Here is a 20,530-nt window from a genome sequence, read left to right as displayed (position 1 = left end):
CCTATGAGAAGAATAATGCTGATGGGGACTGTCATCTCTTTGATCATTTTTCAAATAGCCTGCAGTAAAAAACCGGGAGCAGATTCAGCTCCCGGCCCCAACACTAATCCACCGGCGGTGCAGTCCTATCCGGGGTTTCAGCTGGCGTTAACCAACGATGCGAGTAAGCAGATAGAGCTCTATGATCCTATGATAACAGACTGGAATTCCAGCAATGCAAAAAAGTGGAGTTGGTCACCAACCACTACGCTGGGTTTCAGTACAAACGATATCAGGACATTTGGTGGCGGCACTGATTTCAAAGTGCGGAAGATGAAAATCCGCGAGGATGCCAACTATGCGGCTATCAGCGATAATAGTTTTGCAGCTGTGATTGCCTATCCATCCGGACAACGTGTATGGTCGAAAATAATCAATGGGAATCTGCATGCTGCAGAACTGTTACCCAGCGGTAACATCGCCCTGGCTGCATCTGATGGTAATTGGATCAGGGTGTACGCGTCCTCGCAGGGCGCCGATAACAACACCTATGCGGAGTTTTCTTTAGGCGCAGCACATGCCGTATTATGGGATCCGGTCATTAATGGCTTGTGGGTTACCGGCCAGGATTTATCCAACAATGCGCACATCCTGACAGCCCTGGCGATTGGTGGAAGCGATGCTAATCCTGAGTTAACAGAATTAAAGCAGTACCGGGTTACACTGCCTACTGTCTGGGGCCATGAAATAAGCGCATACTATGGCAACAGTAACCTGCTGTGGGTAACTACCAATGGAGGAGAATATGTGTTCAATAAAACGACAAAAACGTTTTCTATTTCACCTACCAACAACCTGACCTTTGTAAAAGGAATGGGGAATCAACCAAGCGGACAAATTGTATTGGTGCGTCCCGATGCTAATAAAAACCCGCGTCCTGCAGTCAACTGCCCGCTCAACAGCTGGTCTACCAGCACAGTTGATTTCTATACGTCAGGTGGGCAATGGCAGGGATCGAGAATAGTAAATGGTGCCTGTTTTTATAAAGTAAAAATAGTTTACGACAATTATCAGTAATGTACTTTAACAAATACGTAAAAATATATACCTGTTGCCTGGCCTTACTGGGTCTTGGTGTGGAGAATACTACCGGGCAGCAAAATATACCGGCGCTGATCCCCATGCCGCGTTCACTAAAGATGGATACAGGCAACTTTGTTTTCGATTCGAATACGGTGATCCGGACTGATGTCAGGGAAAAGCGTGTTGTTGAGTATTTCACGGATCGTTTGTTCTGCACCGGGAAGTTCAGGAACAAGATGATAACAGGTGCTGCAAAAGCATCGGAGCTACTCATTACTACCAACGGTGCAGAACACCTCCCAAAGGAAGGATATAGGCTGTCAGTAACACCTGCCCGCATCACCCTAACCGGCAATAACGCAGGGTTGTTCTATGGTATGCAAACCTTATTGCAGTTGTTGTCTGCACCTGAAAACGAAGCGGCTACGATTCCCTGTCTCACCATAGAAGACGCTCCTCGTTTTGGCTATCGTGGACTCATGCTGGATGTTTCCCGGCATTTTTTTACAGTCGCACAGATTAAAAACTTGCTCGACCTGATGGCTTACTATAAACTGAACCGTTTCCATTGGCACCTTACTGATGACCAGGGGTGGCGGCTGGAAATCAAAAGCTGTTCTGCACTAACGAAGGTAGGCGCCTGGCGTGTACCACGAATCGAGTTCAGTGGCAATACTTTGCCACCGCAACCTGGTGAACCCGCTACAGATGGAGGCTTCTACACCCAGGAGCAGGTGAAGGAAGTAATTCGCTACGCTGCTGAAAGACATATCGAAATAGTACCCGAAATAGATGTGCCAGGACATTCCATGGCCGCCATAGCAGCATATCCTGAGCTGTGTGTTACGCACAATGCGGATACGAGGGTGAATCCGGGAAGCCCCTTTGCCAAATGGTTCTCCACAGGTGGTTTTGAAATGTATGTAGACAATTCACTCAATCCCACTGATGAACGGGTTTACCAATTTCTTGATAAAGTATTTGGAGAAGTAGCCACCTTGTTTCCATACCCCTACATTCACATAGGTGGTGACGAATGCTACAAAGGCTATTGGGAGAAGGATTCCGCTGTGCAGACTTTCATGAAACAACATCAAATCCATGACACTCACGAGCTGCAAAGTTATTTCATTTCAAGGGTGAACAAGATCATACTGTCTAAACAGAAAAAGCTGATCGCCTGGGATGAGGTAGCAGCAGGCGATATCAGGGAGCCAATCACGGTGATGAGCCGGTTTGGTGAAAAGGCCGCTATCGAACAAATTGGAAAAGGACTGGAAATTATATTGGCTCCTGGTAATAACGGGCTGTATTTTGATTATGCTCAAAGCACTTCAGATCAGGAACCATCCAGCCATGGCGGTGATCAGCCGGTACGGAATGCCTATCAGTATAACCCGGAATACCCTGCATTATCTGCAGGAGAGCATAAACACATTATGGGCGTGGAAGCTTGTATATGGACAGAAAACATCCCAGATGTTTCCAAACTCCAATATATGATGCTGCCGCGTATGCTGGCGCTGGCGGAAACAGGATGGTCAGATGAAACGGCCAAAGATTATCCACGTTTCGCCGGCACAGCATTACCAGTACATCTGGAACGATTCGACAAAGCTGGTATTAACTACCGTGTGCCTGCGGTTTTTGATTACACGGATACAACAATACTAACTGATACTTTCAGGTTTGAAGTAGCACAGCCTACTGTGAGGGGAGCCAGCATATTTTATACGCTGAACAACCGACCGCCGGGAGACTATGATCACGAATATAAAGGACCCGTAACCATTACAATTCCCAGGGGGAAGATAATCAACCTGAAAACCATTGTTATCACTCGTGCAGGACGTAGAAGTATCATCACGCGCACGGTACTGGATAATAGTAAAAAATCTGAAAATTAATATTCACCTATGCAGAAAAGCATCTGCCAATTCTTTTATTGCGCTTTGATTGTCGCTGTTGTATTTGTTGATTCCAATGTAAAGGCACAACAGCCATTGGAACGTTTTGAAGAGGTGGCTGCCGGATTTAAAAATCCCGGCCAGGATTATGGAACGGTACCTTTCTGGGTATGGAATACGAAAGTTTCCAAAAGCAATATCGATTCTATGTTGAATGATTACCGGAAAAATGATTTCGGTGGCGTAATCATTCATCCTCGCCCGGGCCTGATTACTGAATACTTATCAAAAGAGTGGTTCGATTTATTTGAATATGCTCTTCAGAAAGGGAAAAAACTGGGACTGAATATCTGGATATATGACGAAAACTCTTACCCTACAGGTTTTGCCGGTGGGTTGGTAGGTGAGCAAATGCCGGAAGCGTACAACCAGGGACAAATGTTGTATATGGAAGAAGTAACCCAACTGCCTGGCGATCTTGCTTCATTCTTTTTCTATCTTAAAGAAGAAAACGGAGTTTATAAAGACATCACCAATCATGTGCAGGAGGAAGCAGGTAAAAGCGGACGTTATCAGTTATTCAGAAAAGTGAATTATCAAAGGTCGAACCGTGGCTCGGTGGCGGGCCCTATAGGGGTGTCTTATGTAGATCTGATGGCTAAAGGAGTTACCGATAAGTTCATCGACATTACCTATAAAGGTTATGAAAAAGCGGTAGGCAAGGAATTTGGCAAAACAATTAAAGGCGTTTTTTCTGACGAACCAACCATCATCAATGAAGGGCACAACTGTGTACGCTGGACTCCTGACTTATTCGATAGTTTTTATAAGAACTGGGGATACGATCTCCGGTTACATCTGCCATCCCTGTTTAAAGAAGTGGGCGATTGGAAGCGGGTTCGTCATAATTATTACCAGGTCTTGCTGGAATTATTTATTGCACGGTGGTCGAAACCTGTATCTGCGTATATGAGCGACCATCAACTTACCTGGACCGGGCATTATTGGGAACATGGTTGGCCAAGTCCCTACCATGGGCCAGATAATATGGCCATGTATGCATGGCATCAAATGCCGGGTATTGATATGCTCTTCAACCAGTTTAATGAAGATAAACCTGTGCAGTTTGGCAATATACGCGCTGTTCGGGAATTAGGGAGTGTGGCCAATCAATTGGGTAAAACACGTACACTGTCTGAAACTTATGGTGGTGCCGGCTGGGAGCTTACTTTTAAGGATATGAAACGTCTGGCCGATTGGGAATTTGTTTTAGGGGTTAATTTTTTGAATCAGCATTTATCGTTTATGACGTTGACGGGAGCACGTAAATATGATTATCCGCCAAGTTTCTCTTATCATGAACCCTGGTGGCCCTATTACCGTTTCATGAATCATTATTTCATACGGCTGTCTTACCTGTTATCCAAAGGGCAGCAGTATAACAATATCCTCGTAATTGAACCCACTACCTCGGCCTGGATGTATTACGCCAGGGACGGTGAGAACAAGCGTTTTTTCGATATCACCAAAAGGTTTAATGATTTTGTGACCATGATGCAAAGAACATATCTGGAATATGATTTAGGTTCAGAGAATGTGATCAAAGAGAATGGCCGTGTTGATGGGAATAGCTTTGTTGTTGGAAAGCGGGCATATCGGGTGGTAGTGATACCGCCAGGCATGGAGAATATAAATAGCGCTACGTTTCGTTTGCTGAAAGAATATATCGCAGCAGGGGGACAAGTGATCTGTTTTGAACAATTGCGATTAGTAGATGGTGCTACCAGCAGGGAGCTTTCCACCATTGTCCAAAAGATCCATGAGGTAAACCGGGATGTCTTGCCGCATCTGTTCCACAATGAAGGGTTTAATATATCCGGGGGAAAAGGCGACAGCATCGGCGGTAACATTTATCACCAACGCCGCAAACTGGCTGACGGTGAGTTATTGCTATTAACCAATGCCAGCATGACCGGGGTATCTTCGGGCAGGATCAACATGCAGGGGCGGGATGTGTTACAGATGGATATGAATTCAGGAAGTATTTCCCGCATTAACTATTCGCTGCTTAATCAGGAGGTGCATTTCGACTTTAATATTCCCCCTGCCGGAAGTCTGATGCTGTTTATTGCTGATAAAAAAATGCCCCTGTATAAAACGGCGGTCCGACCAACGGAGTGGACTACCGTGAACGCCTCAACGACAGAAGTAAGCAGACTGTCAGATAACACGCTGACGATTGATTTTTGTGATCTTCATTTACATCAGCCGGATTCAAACTATAGCAACATACATGTAGGAGTAGCTTCCAATACGGCATTCAAACACCACGGATTTACAGATGGCGTGGGCAACCCATGGAATAACCGTACCCAGTTTAAAGATGCCATCATTAAGCGGGATACTTTTTCTACCCGAACCGGGTACACGGTTGTCTATCATTTTACGGTGAAGGATAGCGTTGATTTCCGGAGCATTAAAGCGGTGATAGAGCAACCAGGGCTTTGGCATGATGTGAAAATTAATGGCATAGACGTTAAAAATGAACCAGGGCACTGGTGGCTGGATCGCTCGTTTGGGGTGTATAGGATTGGCCGCTATTTAAAAGCGGGTGATAATGAATTGGCCGTAACTGTTTCTCCTATGAGCGTTTATGCTGAAATTGAACCGGTTTATATTTTAGGGGATTTTAGCCTGGAAGCAGCGCAATATGGCTGGAGTATTGTAAAGCCGCAACCATTGCAGCTTGGCTACTGGAGCAAACAGGGATTACCGCTATATGGTCACGGTATCACCTATACGAAGACATTTACAGTAGCTGATCCCGCCAAATCATATGCGGTAGAATTAGGTAAATGGAAAGGTACTGTGGTCGCTGTGAAGGTCAATGATATATTTGCGGGCATCATCCTGTCCGAGCCTAATAGGCTGTCTATCGGTGAATTCGTAAAAAAAGGCAATAATAAGATTGACGTAACAGTAATCGGCAGTTTGAAGAATGTTTTAGGACCATTTTACAACAAGCCGGCTCCTGGGTTGGTTGATCCGGGTAAATGGTATAATATTAAAACGCAGCCGTCAGGGAATGGATACGATATTTATGATTACGGATTGACTACCGATTATGAAATTAAGGTGATGCGTTAATCTAAATTGCAAAATCACATAACTATTTACTGCGTTATTTTGAATGATATTTCTTTTGCTGCCGGAAGGGAAGAAGGGGAAATCTCAAATTGTAATCCTATCTCAGTAAACGATAGTTGGCCTAAATAAAGCATCATAAAGAAACCCGCTTGATTAATCGGTTCCGATTAGTCAAGCGGGCAGCACAGGATTCGAATTTATCGGTAAATGCCGGTAGTAATTATTATTTTAAAGTGCTTCCAGTTCCAGTACAGAGCTGGTTTCTATTTTCTTCATATACCATTTCAGTCCCTGGTACATCAGCGCCTCACCGCTGAATACCTTACCACTTTCGGGGAACTGAGGCGGGGCGTCTTTCAATAAATTTATTTCTGTAACCCTGTAGTTTTTCTTTGGATCCAGGCCATTGAATTTCCATTCCGGCCAGGTATCCTGCTGCATTGTTTCCATGTTATAGGCAAATACCACCGCTTTGTTCTTTGCGCTGTCTACATACATCAATGATGAAAAGTTAGTAGTATAGGGAGATACGAGCCGGTACAGGGAGCCATAATTGATCACATTTTGCAGCCGGTGATAGTTATCCACCGTTGTGTGGGCCAGCGCCAGCTCCTGATCATTCAGCTTTTTTACAACAATATCAAAACCAAGCTTACCTGCCATTGCCACATCCATTTTATATTTCAGTGATTCACGGCCGGCAGCGGTTACATGGGCGCATACGGTGAGGGCAGGATAAAAATAGGAAGTGGCCCATTGTAAACGTATCCGGTCTACAGGATAAGTATTATCACTTGGCCAAAACTCCTGGAAGTACTTCATCGCACCGAATTCTACCCGACCGCCACCACTGGCGCAAAGCATCATATCGAGATCGGGATACTTATTGCGGATACGTTCCAGTATGTTGTACCAGGCTTGTGTGTAACGTATATACAAACTGTTTTGGTCTTTTTTTAAATAGGGGCTATAAGCATTATCCATAGAACGGTTACAATCCCATTTTATATAAGCAATCCCCGGTGCTTCTTTCATCAGGTTGTCAACTACGTCAAATACATAATCCTGTACCGCGGGATTAATCAGATCCAGTAACAACTGTGTGCGGTACAAATGCTGCGGACGGTTAGGTGCTACCATTAGCCAGTCCGGATGCTGCTCATACAATTCACTCTTTGGATTTACCATTTCAGGCTCTATCCATATGCCAAACCGAAGTCCTTTATTTGTTGCTTCTTTTACCAGGTGTCCGATACCTCCTGGTAATTTCTTTTTGTTAACCTGCCAGTCACCTAGTCCGGCGCGGGAATGATCACGTGGATATTTGTTTCCAAACCAGCCGTCATCCAGCAAAAACAAATCAACACCTAATTGAGTGGCGTCGTCAAAAAGATTTACAATCGTATCCTGGTTGAAGGCAAAATAAGTTGCCTCCCAGTTATTAAGAAGTGTTAATCGTTTTTGCCGCCCGTTCCAGATGCCATAATCGATCGCCCAGCGATGAAAATTCCGGCTTACCTGGCCGGTACCGCTATTGGAATAGGTAAAGATGAAGTGTGGCGTTTCGAATTTTTCCTTTGGTTTTAATGCGTATGAAGAAGCATAAGCATTGATTCCAGGTATAATTTTTAATGTATTGCCCATGTCAATATTTAGTTTCAGCGTTTCAAACTGTATATTGAAATTTCCGCTATAGGCAAGCGTTCCGGCGAAAACTTCACCGGTATTTTCTGTGACATCTTTTGCCGGCGAAATAAGAAATGATGGATTGTAGTTGCAGGCGGTACGTACTCCTAGTTTGGATTGTATGCTAAATATGCCTGGTTGTAGCAACGACTGTTTCATTTCCATTTCTTTTTCGTACTCACCATAGAAATAGGTGAGATGGTTTTGAGGCCATAGAATGTTGATAAAAGCAGAGGCATACCGGTTTAGAACTACCTTATCTTCCTCGCCATGTGAAATGGTCGTCCAGGCATCGATAATATCTTCTGCCTGGAATGATTTATAGTGCAGGGTTACGAAAAATGGGTAAGCAGGATCCTGTAGTTGTATGTCTGTTTGGACAATGTCCGGTGATAAATTTTTAGATTGGTGTGAAACATAATTTAATACCAATGACATGTTTCCGTCTGCATGCGTCACTTCAATAGCTGGTTCATTCAGATAGGTGGAACCACCGGTGGCATAGGCCGTATTCAATGTTGCATTTTCATTACGGTAGTCCGGATTTACATCCCGATATACTGATGTATTGCTTAGCCTGGGGCCAAGGTATATTTGCTGTACCTGTTTATTGGTATCTACTTCAAAAACAATGGCCGTGTGATTAGTCGTAATGGCAATGGTTTGGGCTGGACTTATTTTAAAGGAACTGATTGCCAGAATAAGAAATAAATATTGTTTTGCTGCTGCTGAAATGTGCATATGATTTGTTGTATAAAATAAACTGTTTTTGAATGGCCATTTTATGATCTTTAGTTGATTTGTATAACAATCATAAAACCGTTTACATTCTTTATAAAGTGTAGGTGATGCCAATTGCCTGGTATTGACGAAAATATGCAAAGGAAATCGTACTAGCATTCATGGGTTAAAAATTGTAAAGAATTGGTGAAAATATAATGAATGCGTGCTCCATGAGCAGGTTTCTCCGCATTTTCGCAGACAGGACTGCTTTAGAAAGTGAACATTAGCACCACAATAAAACTGTTTAAATTGTATTTCCGATGGGTATTGAGCAACAAGTGCTATAATGATGCAGTGTATCTTACATCAGCCATTTTGCATAGCGCAGATATATTGGTGAGTAGGAAATTTAAACATATTGTAACCCCGATAAAATTAAACCATATAATTCCATAAATTTACCAATGGGTACTATTTAATTGAAATTTTATTTATAGCATTATGATGCATAGAAAAATTCTCACCATACTATTACTACTTATTCACCTGGGTGTTTTTGGACAGAGCGCACAGCCCTTCAATATAGGCAGGCGCACATTTCATTTTAAAGATGAAAAACGTAACCGGCCTATAGTTACGGAAGTATGGTATTCAACAACGGATACACCTAAAATAAGCGATAAAAAGTATTCTCCTTTTTTGCGCAATTACACGGTACGCGATGGAAGTCTACCGACAGGTAAGTTGCCCCTCATTATGGTTTCACACGGAACTGGTGGGAACCGGCTTTCTTTAGAATGGTTAGCACAAAGGCTGGTTCAATCCGGTTTTATTGTAGCTGCTGTCGATCACTGGGGCAATACGAGTGATAATAAAATCGAGGTTGAATTTGTAAAGGGATGGGAAAGGCCACAGGATATCAGCTTTGCACTTACTCAGCTGCTGAAAGACAAAGATTTTAGTGCAGTGATAGATTCACAAAAAATCGGCGCATTGGGCTTTTCATTTGGGGGGTATACTGTGATCGCTTTGGCTGGTGGAGTAGTTGATTATCCAGTCATGATAAATTATTACCGCACCATAGGTCGCCGGGAGATGGAGGTACCCGAATATCCGGGGTTGGTTCGCTTACTGTATGACAGTACTTTGCTTGCCGCCACTAGGCATGTTCCCGATTTAAAAGATAGCCGCATCAAAGCCTTCTTCGCCTTATCTCCAGGCACAGGACCTGGCTTCATCCGTAAACAGCAGTTTAAAAATGTTCATGGACCTGTTTTTATCACTGGTTCACTGGCAGATAGTATAGCGCCTGTTAAGAGTAATGCGAGGGTATATCATAAGCTGATCGGAGGTGCTGGGTATTATGAGTTCGGTGGTAAAGTCGGGCATTATGTAATGTTGGGTGAAGCAGATAACGAATTGAAGAAAGAAGCGCCGATTCAATTTGTAGATGATCCTTCTGTAAACAGGCACCAGGTACATTTAAAAATAGACAGCCTCGCTACTGATTTTTTTAAGAAAAATTTGAAATGATGTTTATCGGCATAACATATTGGCGCTGGATGCGGTGCTATGATAACGGATACTGAAGAAAACTATTTTAAGGTACCGCTTAATTTACCTTTAATTCAAACATTTGAACCTGTTTTCTAAACAAAAAGCCTCCGGGGTTAACATCCCCGGAGGCTTTTTTCATATATCCGTTCCAGTTGTTACGGCTCTACCTTCATCACCTCCTCAGCTTCCACATCTTCATACTTTTTAATCAATGCCGACAACTGCTTTTTCAATTGCGCCGTAATCGCTTCATAGCCCTTTTTGCCGTATATGTTGTTTATTTCAGACTTATCTTCATCAAGATCAAATAGCTCCCATGCCTCTACGCGTTTGTAATAACGAATCAGCTTATAACGCCGGGTTCTGATTCCGAATTGAGGAGATACTGAATGTTCACCATTTTCATAGTAATGATAATACATGGCTTCTCTTCCCTTTTGCCTGGTATGCTTCAACAACGGCAGGAACGACTCCCCCTGCATGTCTGCAGGTATTTTAGCACCAGCAGCATCCAGCAGGGTAGGTGCTATATCTACATTCATTACAAAATCACGGTTAACGGTGCCTGGTTTTAATACGCCAGGATAACGCATCACCATTGGCGTTCTGAACGACTCCTCGTACATCCAGCGCTTGTCGAACCAGCCATGCTCTCCCATGTAGAAACCCTGATCTGAAAGGTAGATCACGATGGTGTTTTTTGTCAATTGGTGCTTATCGAGGTAGTCCAGTGTGCGACCAATATTACGATCCAGCGATGCTGCTGTACTCATGTAATCACGCATATAGCGCTGATATTTCCATTCTGTAAGCGCATTACCAGAAAGATGCTGTGCGTTCAGGCTGGCATGAATTGCTTTGTAATAGCTATCGAAACGCGCGCGTTGCGCAGGATTCATACGATGGATGTTATCATCTTTGCTTGCTGCCTGATCAGAATMAAACATCTTTAAATCGTATCCCATGGTCATGGTTTTGGCAATAGACATATCCTGTACTGCCGCCGCTTTTCTCGTATTGTAATCATCGTAGAAATTTGTTGGCAGCGGAAACGTGATATTGTCGTATATGCCCATATCGCAGGTATCCGGCAGCCATACGCGGTGCGTTGCCTTATGGCCAATTACCAGGCAAAATGGTTTGGAAGTATCACGCTGATCGAGCCAGTTTTCAGCGAGATCTTCTATGATATTGGTAGCATAACCCTGGATTCTTGTTTTGGAGCTATCCATTTGTATGAAATCAGGATTGTAATATTGTCCCTGACCCGGCAGTATCTCCCAGAAAGTAAAGCCCTGTGGCTTAGTTTCAAGATGCCATTTACCAATCCAGGCTGTCTGATAACCGCTCTTTGCAAGTTCTTTGATGAACGAGTTCTGAGCGCCATCGAAACGGGAATGTTCATTATCGGTAAACCCGTTTTTGTTGGAATATTTCCCGGTCAATATCACTGCTCTACTCGGTCCGCAAATTGAATTGGTTACGTAGGCCCGATCAAATCTCACTCCTTCCCTGGCGATTCTATCAATGCTGGGTGTCCTGGTCAGTTTGTTACCGTAAGCACTTATGGCCTGATACGCGTGGTCATCAGAAACGATAATGATTACATTGGGTCTTTTCTGTGCTAAGGCCGTCACAGAAACCGTCAGCGAAAATAACACGCCCATCCAATTTCGTAGTCTCATACTTAGTGTTTATTAGCTTAATTGTTGTTTTTGACGTAGGAAACTTAGTACGACTGATTCAGTGTTATATTTACCTTAGGTAAATTATAACTGGGATTTAAAGTAATGACTACCTGCCTGGGAGCACCTGTTGTATTGGCGCCTATCGTTACGGGTAGCAGGAAGTTTCCTGCTCCATATGTTTGCGTAACAGTGCACCATGATGCGCTGCTCCCCGGGATTGTTACCCACCAGCCATCTGTTCCGGCGGTGATGACAACCGTATCTTTACCTCCGATTGCAGGGAAGCTGGTGTTTTGCTTCATTGTTGCCGTAAACGCTGCAGGCACCGGTTTTACCGGCTGGTTATCTTTCTTGCAGGCAATAGCCAGGCAAAACATTAATCCAACTATAACTGCCGCCTTTGAATATCTTTTCAAGTTATGCATAATGATCTTTTTGAAGTTTAGAAATTACCAACCGGGATTCTGTACCCATTTAAAACCGGTCAGCTGTAATTGCCGCTGCTGAATTGGCAGGAGGTAATCCCTTTTGAGATTAAATCCAAAACCATTTGGCGCCGATGCCTTGTATGGATCAATATATCGTAAAGGATCACCCGGATTCCCTGAAAGATATAGATTGACTTTTTTGCCCGCAGGCGGTGTATCATAAATCAGCAAAGAAGAACCGTAAAAGCCGGTAGGTGTATTTTGCTGAACGAGGTCACTTCCGGTAAATAACGCGCCTAAGGGCCTTTTGCCCTTCACCAGCACATCAGCTGCACACCAGCGCATAATGTCGTCCAAACGGAATCCCTCACATGCCAGTTCTACTCTTCTTTCTCTCCGGATAGCTTGTAGTACGGGACTTAAATCATGGAATGGATAATTTACATCTCCATTAAATTCATTCGCGACATTCATAACAGGCATGCCTACCCTATCGCGCAGTGGTTTTAAAACAGTAGCAATGGATGCTGGATCATCTCCCAGTTCTGCTGCTGCTTCTGCGTAATTCAGCAATACCTCTGCATATCTGAAGGCTATGGCAGGCGTTTGATCTTTGTTATCGTCTGTATAAGCCAGGGGATCATTGTACGCTAAAAACTTAGCCAGCGGATAACCAGTGGTATTCATATTAAAGCTCGTACCGTTCAACGCGGGATATGCCGGGGCTATCGTACCTGGCCTCAATTGCTGCACACGTGGCACTACGACCGTTTGTGATAAACGCGGGTCCCTTATTGTTGGCAGCAATTCTGCTCCATACACCGCCTGTGCATTCGCTCTCGCTGTGGTGGTGAAAGGTGTTCCGTTGATCGTAAGATAATCATCTACGAGTGAAAGACTAATTCCCATATTTCCACCACCGGTAGATACGTACTTAGCGATACTGTTACCAATAAGATCACCGACGTTGTATTTTCTCCATAGCAGCACTTCACTATTGGCAGATAGATCATTGCTGATGAATAAGTTTTGGTAGTCGTTCAGTGGTTTGCCGGTATTGAAAATCTTCCAGCGGCCGCTGCTGATAATAGCATTGGCAGCATCCTTTGCCTGTTGGAAGTAATCCCGGATTTTATCATTGGTAATACCCGCAGTAAAGAAAGGATCGTTTTTCGCGCGGTGATATTTCTCCCAGCTTGCTTCATACAATGCTACTCTCGACTTAAGCGCCAGTGCTACATCTCTGTGAATGCGCATGGTGCTGCTGTTGCCTTGCACCGGCAATAGTGCCGCCGCCTGGCTCAGATCAGCCAGAATGGAGTCTACTACCAGCGTGCGCGGATCGCGGGGGACTTCCATCAGGTTCACATCCGCAGGCAATACCTTATTTACCCAGGTCAGGTCCCCATAGTTTTTTACCATACCGAAATAGGTGATTGCCCGAAAAAACTTCGCCTCGCCTAAATAATTATTGATTAAGGTCTGATCTCCCTGAGCATTTGTGTAATGCTCCAGGAAATAGTTGATACTTCGTATATTGGAATAGCCGGAAATAGCGACTCCATTAGGTGACAAAGCTCCATTCATCCTGGAATCGGGTGTATTGCCAAAGCCCATATTATCACTTCCGAAGCCATCGTCAAAAGCAATGCCACCACCATTTACATTACCTGGCTGCGCGGGTAGCAGGGCACTATAAAACTGATCTACGTATAGTCGTAGTTCATTGGTGGATGCTAAAGGATTGTCGGTACTCAGGGTATCTAAAGGTGCTTTGTTAAGAAAGTCTTTGTTGCAGCTAATCGATGTGAATACTGTCAGTACCACCGCCAGCTGCAGATATCTATATGTTGAAATAGTCATCGTTGGAAATTTGGTAATTAAAAAATGATATTCATACCGGCAGAATAAACCTGCGTTAATGGATATGATTTACCAGTGCCTACCGCGGAAATATTCAATGTTTCAGGATCGAATATTTTGCTGAGCTTCGTAAATGTCAACAGGTTTTCGCCGGACATAAACACGGAAACCTTTGACAAATGGGCGCTGCTGATTAGTCGTGTCGGCAGGGAATAGTTCAGCGTCACATTTTTCAGTCGCAGGTAGGCTGCATTCTGCAGATACCTGTCAGATACCTGCTGACTTTTGTTTTGGAATGGACCTACAGCACCTGACGAGTTGGTGTACGGCGCAGGATAATATGCTTTAGGATTATCCGGTGTCCAGTAGTCCATATGCTGCTTAAACACTGTCACCTGCGCATAGGAGCCATAACCCCAAAAATATACATCGCCGGATGATGGGGCATAATTTCGTTTAGCTATACCCTGTAGCACAAAAGAGAGAGTCAACCCTTTCCAATCCACCTCGCCCGTGAAAGCATATGCATAGCGGGGATTTGAGTTACCGATAACGGTCATGTCGCCCATACTGTCCAGGCGGTTGGCGCCGTTGCTGATTTTCTTATCTCCGTTGAGGTCTATATATTTCACATCGCCTGGTTTCCATGATTGAGTACTGACAAATGAATGATCCAGCGCATTAAATGCTACTGCTTCATCATCGTTCTGAATCAGGCCGGAAGCACGGTATCCCCAGATTTCTCCCAGATGTTTACCCTCGTAAAAAGTGGCAGAAGGATTAAAGAAAGTAGGATTCTGATATTTGGTTACTACTGATTTGTTATCAGAAAGTACAGCGCCTACATTGAATTTCACTTCTTTACCTATATTTCCTTTATAGGTAAGAGATAGCTCCCAACCATTGGTGCGCAGATTGGCATTGTTGCTGGAAGGCACTGCAGCGCCAAACATGTCAGCAATATCGAAAGACGGGCCTAACATATCTTTGGTATCACGCTGATATATTTCAATGGTACCCGACAGGCGGCTTTGCAGCAGCGCGAAGTCGAGGCCAAGGTTTTTTACCTGCACTTTTTCCCAGGTGTTAGATGCGTTATATGCTGCAGGAGCAAAGATATTAGCTTCGCGGCCATTCTGGAAATACCATTTCGGACCAGCACCGTTTATTCCTACGTTGGATATACCCATGGTTTGTAAGTAAGAATACATTCCCGCACCAGATTGATTGCCCAGTAAACCATAGGAAGCACGGATTTTAAGATTATCAAATACTTTGTTTAGTCCCCTCATGAAGTCTTCCTTCACGATATTATAACCAACAGATGCTGAGGGGAAGAAGCCCCAGCGGCGCGATGGCGCAAATCGGGAAGAACCATCATAGCGGCCGTTAAATTCAACAAGATATTTTTCTTTATAGTTATAGTTGATGCGACCAAAATAACCACGGGTAGACCAGTGATAGCGGCTTTCAGAAGTGGTTGCCGGTACTCCGGATAAATTGATTCCCGGCGTATTGAGGCTAATCAGCGGCGTAGCTGCAGCGTTCAAGGAACTGAAGTCATAGGACTCTTGCTGAAATCCTGCGAGGAAGTTAAACTCATGATCCGCCGTTGGCATATAGTGGTAAGAGGTATAGATATTGGGTGAGATGTAGACATTTGTAGCGAGGCCTCTGCCGTAACTACCACTGATAGGGATACCAAACTCCGAACGATTGACATACCTCTGCTTACCGTCAATACCATACTGCTTACCTGGCAGCAACGTGCTGATGCTATCATAGGAACCCCTGTTGATGTTCAGATCGGCAGTTACCTTCCAGTTTTTAATTGGTTCCAGTTCAATGCTCGGCTGTACTATCAGCGTAAACACCTTACCAGTATAAGCGCTTCCTGACTGGAGGTATGGAACCAGGGACAGCTCATTATAATTCCCGTTTAAATCATATGGAGAAACATTTGGCCTGAAGCGGGCGAGGTCATGAAAGAAGTTTAGTTCAAATGTACCACCTGGCGTAAAAGGTGCCTGGTATTGATCTGCGGTTACCTTGCTGTTCAGCTTAAGCTTAAACCAGTCATTTACCTGTGATGTTATTGTACTGTTTAAATTATACCGATGGTAATTAATATCTGCAAAACGCATTACACCACCTTCGCCATAATAGCCACCGGAAACAAAATACTGGGTTGTTTTATTACCGCCGCTGACGCTCAGGTTATGTTGCTGGCGGAAGGAAGATGGTTTGTAATTAAAGGCAAACCAATCCGTACTGGCAACACCGTTAGGTGTATTTTCGAAATTGAGGAGATAATTATCCTTCGCTTCAGGGAATGGATTCACATGAACGCCGGGGTTTTCTACGTAGGCTTTCAGTTGTGCCAGCTTTGCATCTGAATACTGAAGTGCTACACCTGCGTTGGCACATGCTGCATTGAAATAAACGGCGAAGTCATATGCATTGGCCATTTGCGGCAGGTTTACCGGCCGGGTTACGCCAAAGTTATTGGAGTAATTAATCACCGTTTTATCTGCCTTACCTTTTTTGGTGGTCACCAAAATAACGCCGTAAGGCGCGCGGGCACCGTATATAGACGAGGCTGCCGCATCTTTCAAAACGGAAATAGATTCGATGTCGTTAGGATTGACAGAAGCAAGGTCCATTGGGATTCCATCCACCAATACCAGTGGTCCGTCGCCGCCGGCAAGGTTTCCAACGCCGCGGATATTCAGGTTGTAACTTTGACCAGGTTTGGTATTGGAGCCTACTGATACGTTCAGTCCGGGTACCAGCCCTTCCAGGCTTTGTGTGGCATTCAGTACAGGCCGGCGTTCCAGCTCTCCTCCTTTAATAGAAGACACAGCACCTGTCTGGTTTACTTTTTTCTGGACACCATAGCCCACCACCACTACTTCTCCTGCGGAAACAACGTCAAGATCCAGCGAGATTGTAAGAAAATTATCATCTCCGACGGTGATACTTTTTTTCTTGTATCCGAGGATAGAAAATACCAGGATATCTCCCCGGGTTACATTGACTACAAACTCACCTCTTTCATTGGTGATAGCACCTTTGGCGGTACCACTAATGCTGATGGTTACACCCACCAGTGGTAATCCTTTTTCATCTTTAACTACCCCCTTCATAAGGATGGGGGCATTTTGCTCTGTACCCGCCGGCTTTAGGTCGGCAGGTTGCTTTTCCCTGATGATGATATTTTTATCCGATACCGTGTAGGATAATGGCAGATTCTTAAAGCAGATAGAGAGCGCCTGCTCCAGTCGCATATTTTCTACATCGATATCGATTTTTCCTGCGTTATCCAGCAGCCAGTCTTTATAAAATATCTGGTAACCTGTTTGCTCATGAATCTTTAGAAAAAGTTTCTGGAGCGAAACTTTCTTTTCATGTAATGTGACTATTTGTCCATAGCTGTAGGCACTTACCTGAAGGCAACTGGCTAATAGCAAGCCTGCGGTTAGTTTCATGGTAATAAAAGTGTTAATCACACGTTTTTTCCAGGGAATGGAAAGCGTGACATCCAGTAAATTCATAACTTTGATTTGTAGGAATGAAAAATTGACAATACTTAAGCGTTGTAAAATCAGACCTGCGTTTTAACAGGAAGTGCTGAACCCACTTCCTGTTTTTTTATGGTCTGCCTGTTTACAGTATGATGATGGTTTTATTTTCTATTTTGAATTTAAGTCCGTTGGCTTCCATAATTTTCAAGACCTGTGTCACATCGCTGTTGCGGCTCACTACCCCCGAAAAGGTTTCTCCGGCATGGGTATTATTGTACACTACTTCCACATCATACCAGCGGCTGATCTGCTGCATGATCATGCGGATATCCTCGTGATTGAAGATGAACACGCCATTGATCCACGACATGACCTGGTCCGGATCAATGTTGTTATTGATGGCAATCTGTTCGGTGGTGCCTATAATTGCCTGCTGACCGGGAACGAGCAGCCTGGAGGCATTTCCGCTCACTACCCTGATGCGGCCTTCCAGCAGCGTGGTTTTAGCCGTTGCTTCATCGTCATAGGCATGTACGTTGAAGTGGGTTCCGAGCACCTCTACTTCGCTTTGGCTTTTCGCAGAAAGGATTTTTACGCGAAAAGGCTTATTGGGATTGCTGGCCACCTCAAAGTATGCTTCCCCTTTGACTTCCACTTTTCTTTCTGCCGGGGAGAAATTTGCAGGGAAACGGATAGAAGAGGCGGCATTCAGCCAAACCTTAGTGCCGTCTGACAGCACTAACTGGTAATGATTTCCCCGCTGTGTTGCCACCTGGTTGATAAGCTCCTTATCTGCAGGAGTGGCCGCCTGCTCGTAGGTAATTGCCCCATTTGACTTAGTGATGCTGGTCCCGTTCTGATGTGCAATCAGGCCGTTGGCAGCACTGTCAAGCACAACAGTGTTGCCATCTGCAAGCGTTAGTGTGGCCCCAAACTGAGCCGGCTTGATGGCGTGTGGGTGCTGCTCATTTTTAACGAGCAGGGTATGTTGCCCGGATCTGTAAGTGAACAATGCTGTGGTAATGATAAAACCCAGCACTGCCGCAGCAGCAGAATAGCGGAACCACCGGCGTTGGTATAAAGATATAGGTGCAGACGTTGGGAAAAGTTTGGACAGTGTTTTTTCATGCATCAGATCGGCTGTTTCCAGCAGGTGTTCCGGAACGTTGTCTGGCTCACCCGCTAACAGGAATTTTCTGATCTGGATTTTCATTTCATCTTCCATTTCCCCTGCCTGGAAATATTCCAGTAGCTGCCGGACTTCATCCGGGCTGCATTCATTTCTCAGGTATCGTTCGAATAGATCTTTGGTTGATTCAGGCGCTTTCACATGCGTTGTTTCATGCTAATACGGATGGAAATAAAAAAGTCCCTGCTCTGTTGCAAAAAAAATCAGGAAAAAAAACGCGAGGCCCAGATGATGAGGATAATATCGGTAGATTTTATTGCCCGTAACCGTTGCTGGATATACTTGTTAGCTTTCTGAATATGGTCGCTGACCGTGGAGCTTGAGATATTTAGTTCCTGCCCGATTTCATGGTACGATTTGCCGGCAAGCTTTTGCAGCTTATAAACCTGGCGGCGTATGGGGGGTAATTCTTCGATGACATTATGCAGTAATAGCCGTTCTTCCTTGCCAATAACATCTTCTTCCACATGTCTGTAGTTGGAACTGGCGATGGCCAATAGCTTTGTTTGTAGTTTTTTGTCGCGGGCAATTTTCCGATAGTAGTCGTACACTACATTTTCGGTTATACGGAATATATACGATTTAAATGATAGGTTTTCATCAATTGATTCCCGATGTGTCCATATCTTAATAAACACATCCTGCAAAATCTCACAGGCTATGTCCTCCATCTTCACCAGCTTCAGAATAAAGCCCAGCAGCCGTTCTTTATATAATTCATATATTTTCTCAAAAGCAGCCTGCTGGCCGGTCCGGAGTAGGGCCACCATTACCTTCTCATCAAGATGATTACTGTCTGTCAATGCAAGCTTTTTTACAGGGAGTGCGTGGTAAGTTAAACAAGAATTTATAAAGATGCAAACATAATCGTTTGCATGAAAAGGGAAACCTTATCAGCTACCGCAACAGCAACAAATCATTAAATGTCTGTTGTGAAATTTGGAGCGCCATTGGAGAATATAGTACCATTTGATGGTAAAATTGACTTTGTTTTTCATTTTTAACAGCTCGATATTTACGCACTTAATCCTTRCCGGATATTTGCATGTCTTGTTTTTTTATGCCTGCTTATTTTAGAAATACCATTTATTTAAATAGAACAATCAGTGTTTAGTCCCATTTTATTACCTTCATCATATCAGTGAACTCAAATTTTAAGATGGACCAGGTACTTGAAAATGAGGAGTTGATAGTGAAAGAAGTCGCCGCAGGCAACAGGACTGCGTACTCCAGTTTGTATCGACATTATTTCTTCCGGCTAAATCGGTTTGTACAGTTTTTTTGCCAGAATCAGGAAGATACAGAAGAGATTATACAGGATTGCTTTTTAAAGATCTGGGAAAGGAGAGAAACTTTAGTGAATATCCAGTCTTTTGAGAACTATGTATTCCGTATGGCTCAAAACAGGTTATTTGATATCGCAAAGCAGAACGAGAGACGCCGTCAGGTAATTAAGCATGCGTCTTTAAATATTCATAATGAAGATAATGTGGTAGAGAAGGAGGTTATTTTTAACCAGTACCACCAATTAAGCCAGAAGGCCATTGATCAATTGTCTCCCAGAAAAAAGGAGATTTTCCTTTTGAGTACACAGAAGGGGCTATCGTTGGATGAAATAGCAGTAATAACTGATTTGTCAAGGGCCGCCGTAAAGAAGAACCTCTATTCTTCCATTCATTTTATTAAATCTTACCTGCGGTCATATGCTGACTGGCCGCTGATATTCCTTATATTATCTCTCTTTTTATAATTTTTT

Annotated in this window: 12 protein-coding genes; 5 read left to right on the top strand and 7 right to left on the bottom strand. The window is 43.9% G+C overall.

Features of this window, described 5'->3' with window-relative positions; all coding sequences use genetic code 11:
* Window positions 1-3: 3 nt before the first annotated feature.
* Genes AC1DCV_RS08680 through AC1DCV_RS08670 form a run of 3 tightly spaced genes read left to right on the top strand, consistent with a single transcriptional unit; the run spans window position 4 to window position 6,116 of the window.
* Window positions 4-1,056 (top strand): DUF6528 family protein, encoded by a 1,053-nt coding sequence (locus tag AC1DCV_RS08680; RefSeq protein WP_477022830.1) that lies wholly within the window; start codon window positions 4-6, stop codon window positions 1,054-1,056.
* Window positions 1,056-2,969 (top strand): beta-N-acetylhexosaminidase, encoded by a 1,914-nt coding sequence (locus AC1DCV_RS08675; RefSeq protein WP_477022829.1) that lies wholly within the window; start codon window positions 1,056-1,058, stop codon window positions 2,967-2,969. The genes AC1DCV_RS08680 and AC1DCV_RS08675 overlap by 1 nt, the downstream gene beginning before the upstream one ends.
* Window positions 2,970-2,978: 9 nt before the next feature.
* A complete protein-coding gene (locus AC1DCV_RS08670) occupies window positions 2,979-6,116 on the top strand; it encodes a glycosyl hydrolase (RefSeq protein WP_477022828.1) in 3,138 nt (1,045 codons plus the stop codon).
* A 228-nt stretch (window positions 6,117-6,344) separates the two neighbouring features.
* Here AC1DCV_RS08670 and AC1DCV_RS08665 read toward each other — a convergent pair whose 3' ends face one another.
* Window positions 6,345-8,543 carry an alpha-galactosidase gene (locus tag AC1DCV_RS08665; protein ID WP_477022827.1) on the bottom strand — a complete coding sequence of 733 codons (2,199 nt, stop codon included), beginning with the start codon at window positions 8,541-8,543 and terminating at the stop codon, window positions 6,345-6,347.
* Between the two features lie 483 nt (window positions 8,544-9,026).
* On the opposite strand from AC1DCV_RS08665, the gene AC1DCV_RS08660 reads away from it, so the two are divergent.
* The gene (locus tag AC1DCV_RS08660; RefSeq protein WP_477022826.1) at window positions 9,027-10,058 is read left to right on the top strand and encodes an alpha/beta hydrolase family protein; all 1,032 of its coding nucleotides are present in this window, start codon (window positions 9,027-9,029) and stop codon (window positions 10,056-10,058) included.
* A gap of 179 nt (window positions 10,059-10,237) precedes the next feature.
* Here AC1DCV_RS08660 and AC1DCV_RS08655 read toward each other — a convergent pair whose 3' ends face one another.
* From AC1DCV_RS08655 to AC1DCV_RS08630, 6 genes are all read right to left on the bottom strand, one after another.
* On the bottom strand, window positions 10,238-11,767 hold the full coding sequence (locus tag AC1DCV_RS08655) for a sulfatase family protein (RefSeq protein ID WP_477022825.1): 1,530 nt from the start codon (window positions 11,765-11,767) through the stop codon (window positions 10,238-10,240).
* Window positions 11,768-11,811: 44 nt separating this feature from the next.
* Entirely contained in the window at window positions 11,812-12,195 is a 384-nt protein-coding gene (locus tag AC1DCV_RS08650; protein ID WP_477022824.1) for a BACON domain-containing protein, read from the bottom strand.
* Window positions 12,196-12,219: 24 nt separating this feature from the next.
* Window positions 12,220-14,061: a RagB/SusD family nutrient uptake outer membrane protein gene (locus AC1DCV_RS08645; protein ID WP_477022823.1), complete on the bottom strand. Its 1,842-nt coding sequence runs from the start codon at window positions 14,059-14,061 to the stop codon at window positions 12,220-12,222.
* A gap of 17 nt (window positions 14,062-14,078) precedes the next feature.
* Window positions 14,079-17,615, bottom strand: a complete 3,537-nt coding sequence (locus AC1DCV_RS08640; RefSeq protein WP_477022822.1) for a TonB-dependent receptor — start codon at window positions 17,613-17,615, stop codon at window positions 14,079-14,081.
* A 112-nt stretch (window positions 17,616-17,727) separates the two neighbouring features.
* Window positions 17,728-18,915: a FecR family protein gene (locus AC1DCV_RS08635; RefSeq protein WP_477022821.1), complete on the bottom strand. Its 1,188-nt coding sequence runs from the start codon at window positions 18,913-18,915 to the stop codon at window positions 17,728-17,730.
* A gap of 62 nt (window positions 18,916-18,977) precedes the next feature.
* A complete protein-coding gene (locus AC1DCV_RS08630; RefSeq protein WP_477022820.1) occupies window positions 18,978-19,577 on the bottom strand; it encodes an RNA polymerase sigma factor in 600 nt (199 codons plus the stop codon).
* Window positions 19,578-19,933: 356 nt separating this feature from the next.
* Between AC1DCV_RS08630 and AC1DCV_RS08625 the strand changes: the two genes are divergently transcribed.
* Window positions 19,934-20,524: an RNA polymerase sigma factor gene (locus AC1DCV_RS08625; RefSeq protein ID WP_477022819.1), complete on the top strand. Its 591-nt coding sequence runs from the start codon at window positions 19,934-19,936 to the stop codon at window positions 20,522-20,524.
* Window positions 20,525-20,530: the final 6 nt, after the last annotated feature.

The sequence above is a fragment of the Chitinophaga sp. 10T418 genome (assembly GCF_056394125.1).
The sequence above is the reverse complement of the archived record's forward strand: the minus strand, read 5'-3'. Positions and strand labels throughout refer to the sequence as shown.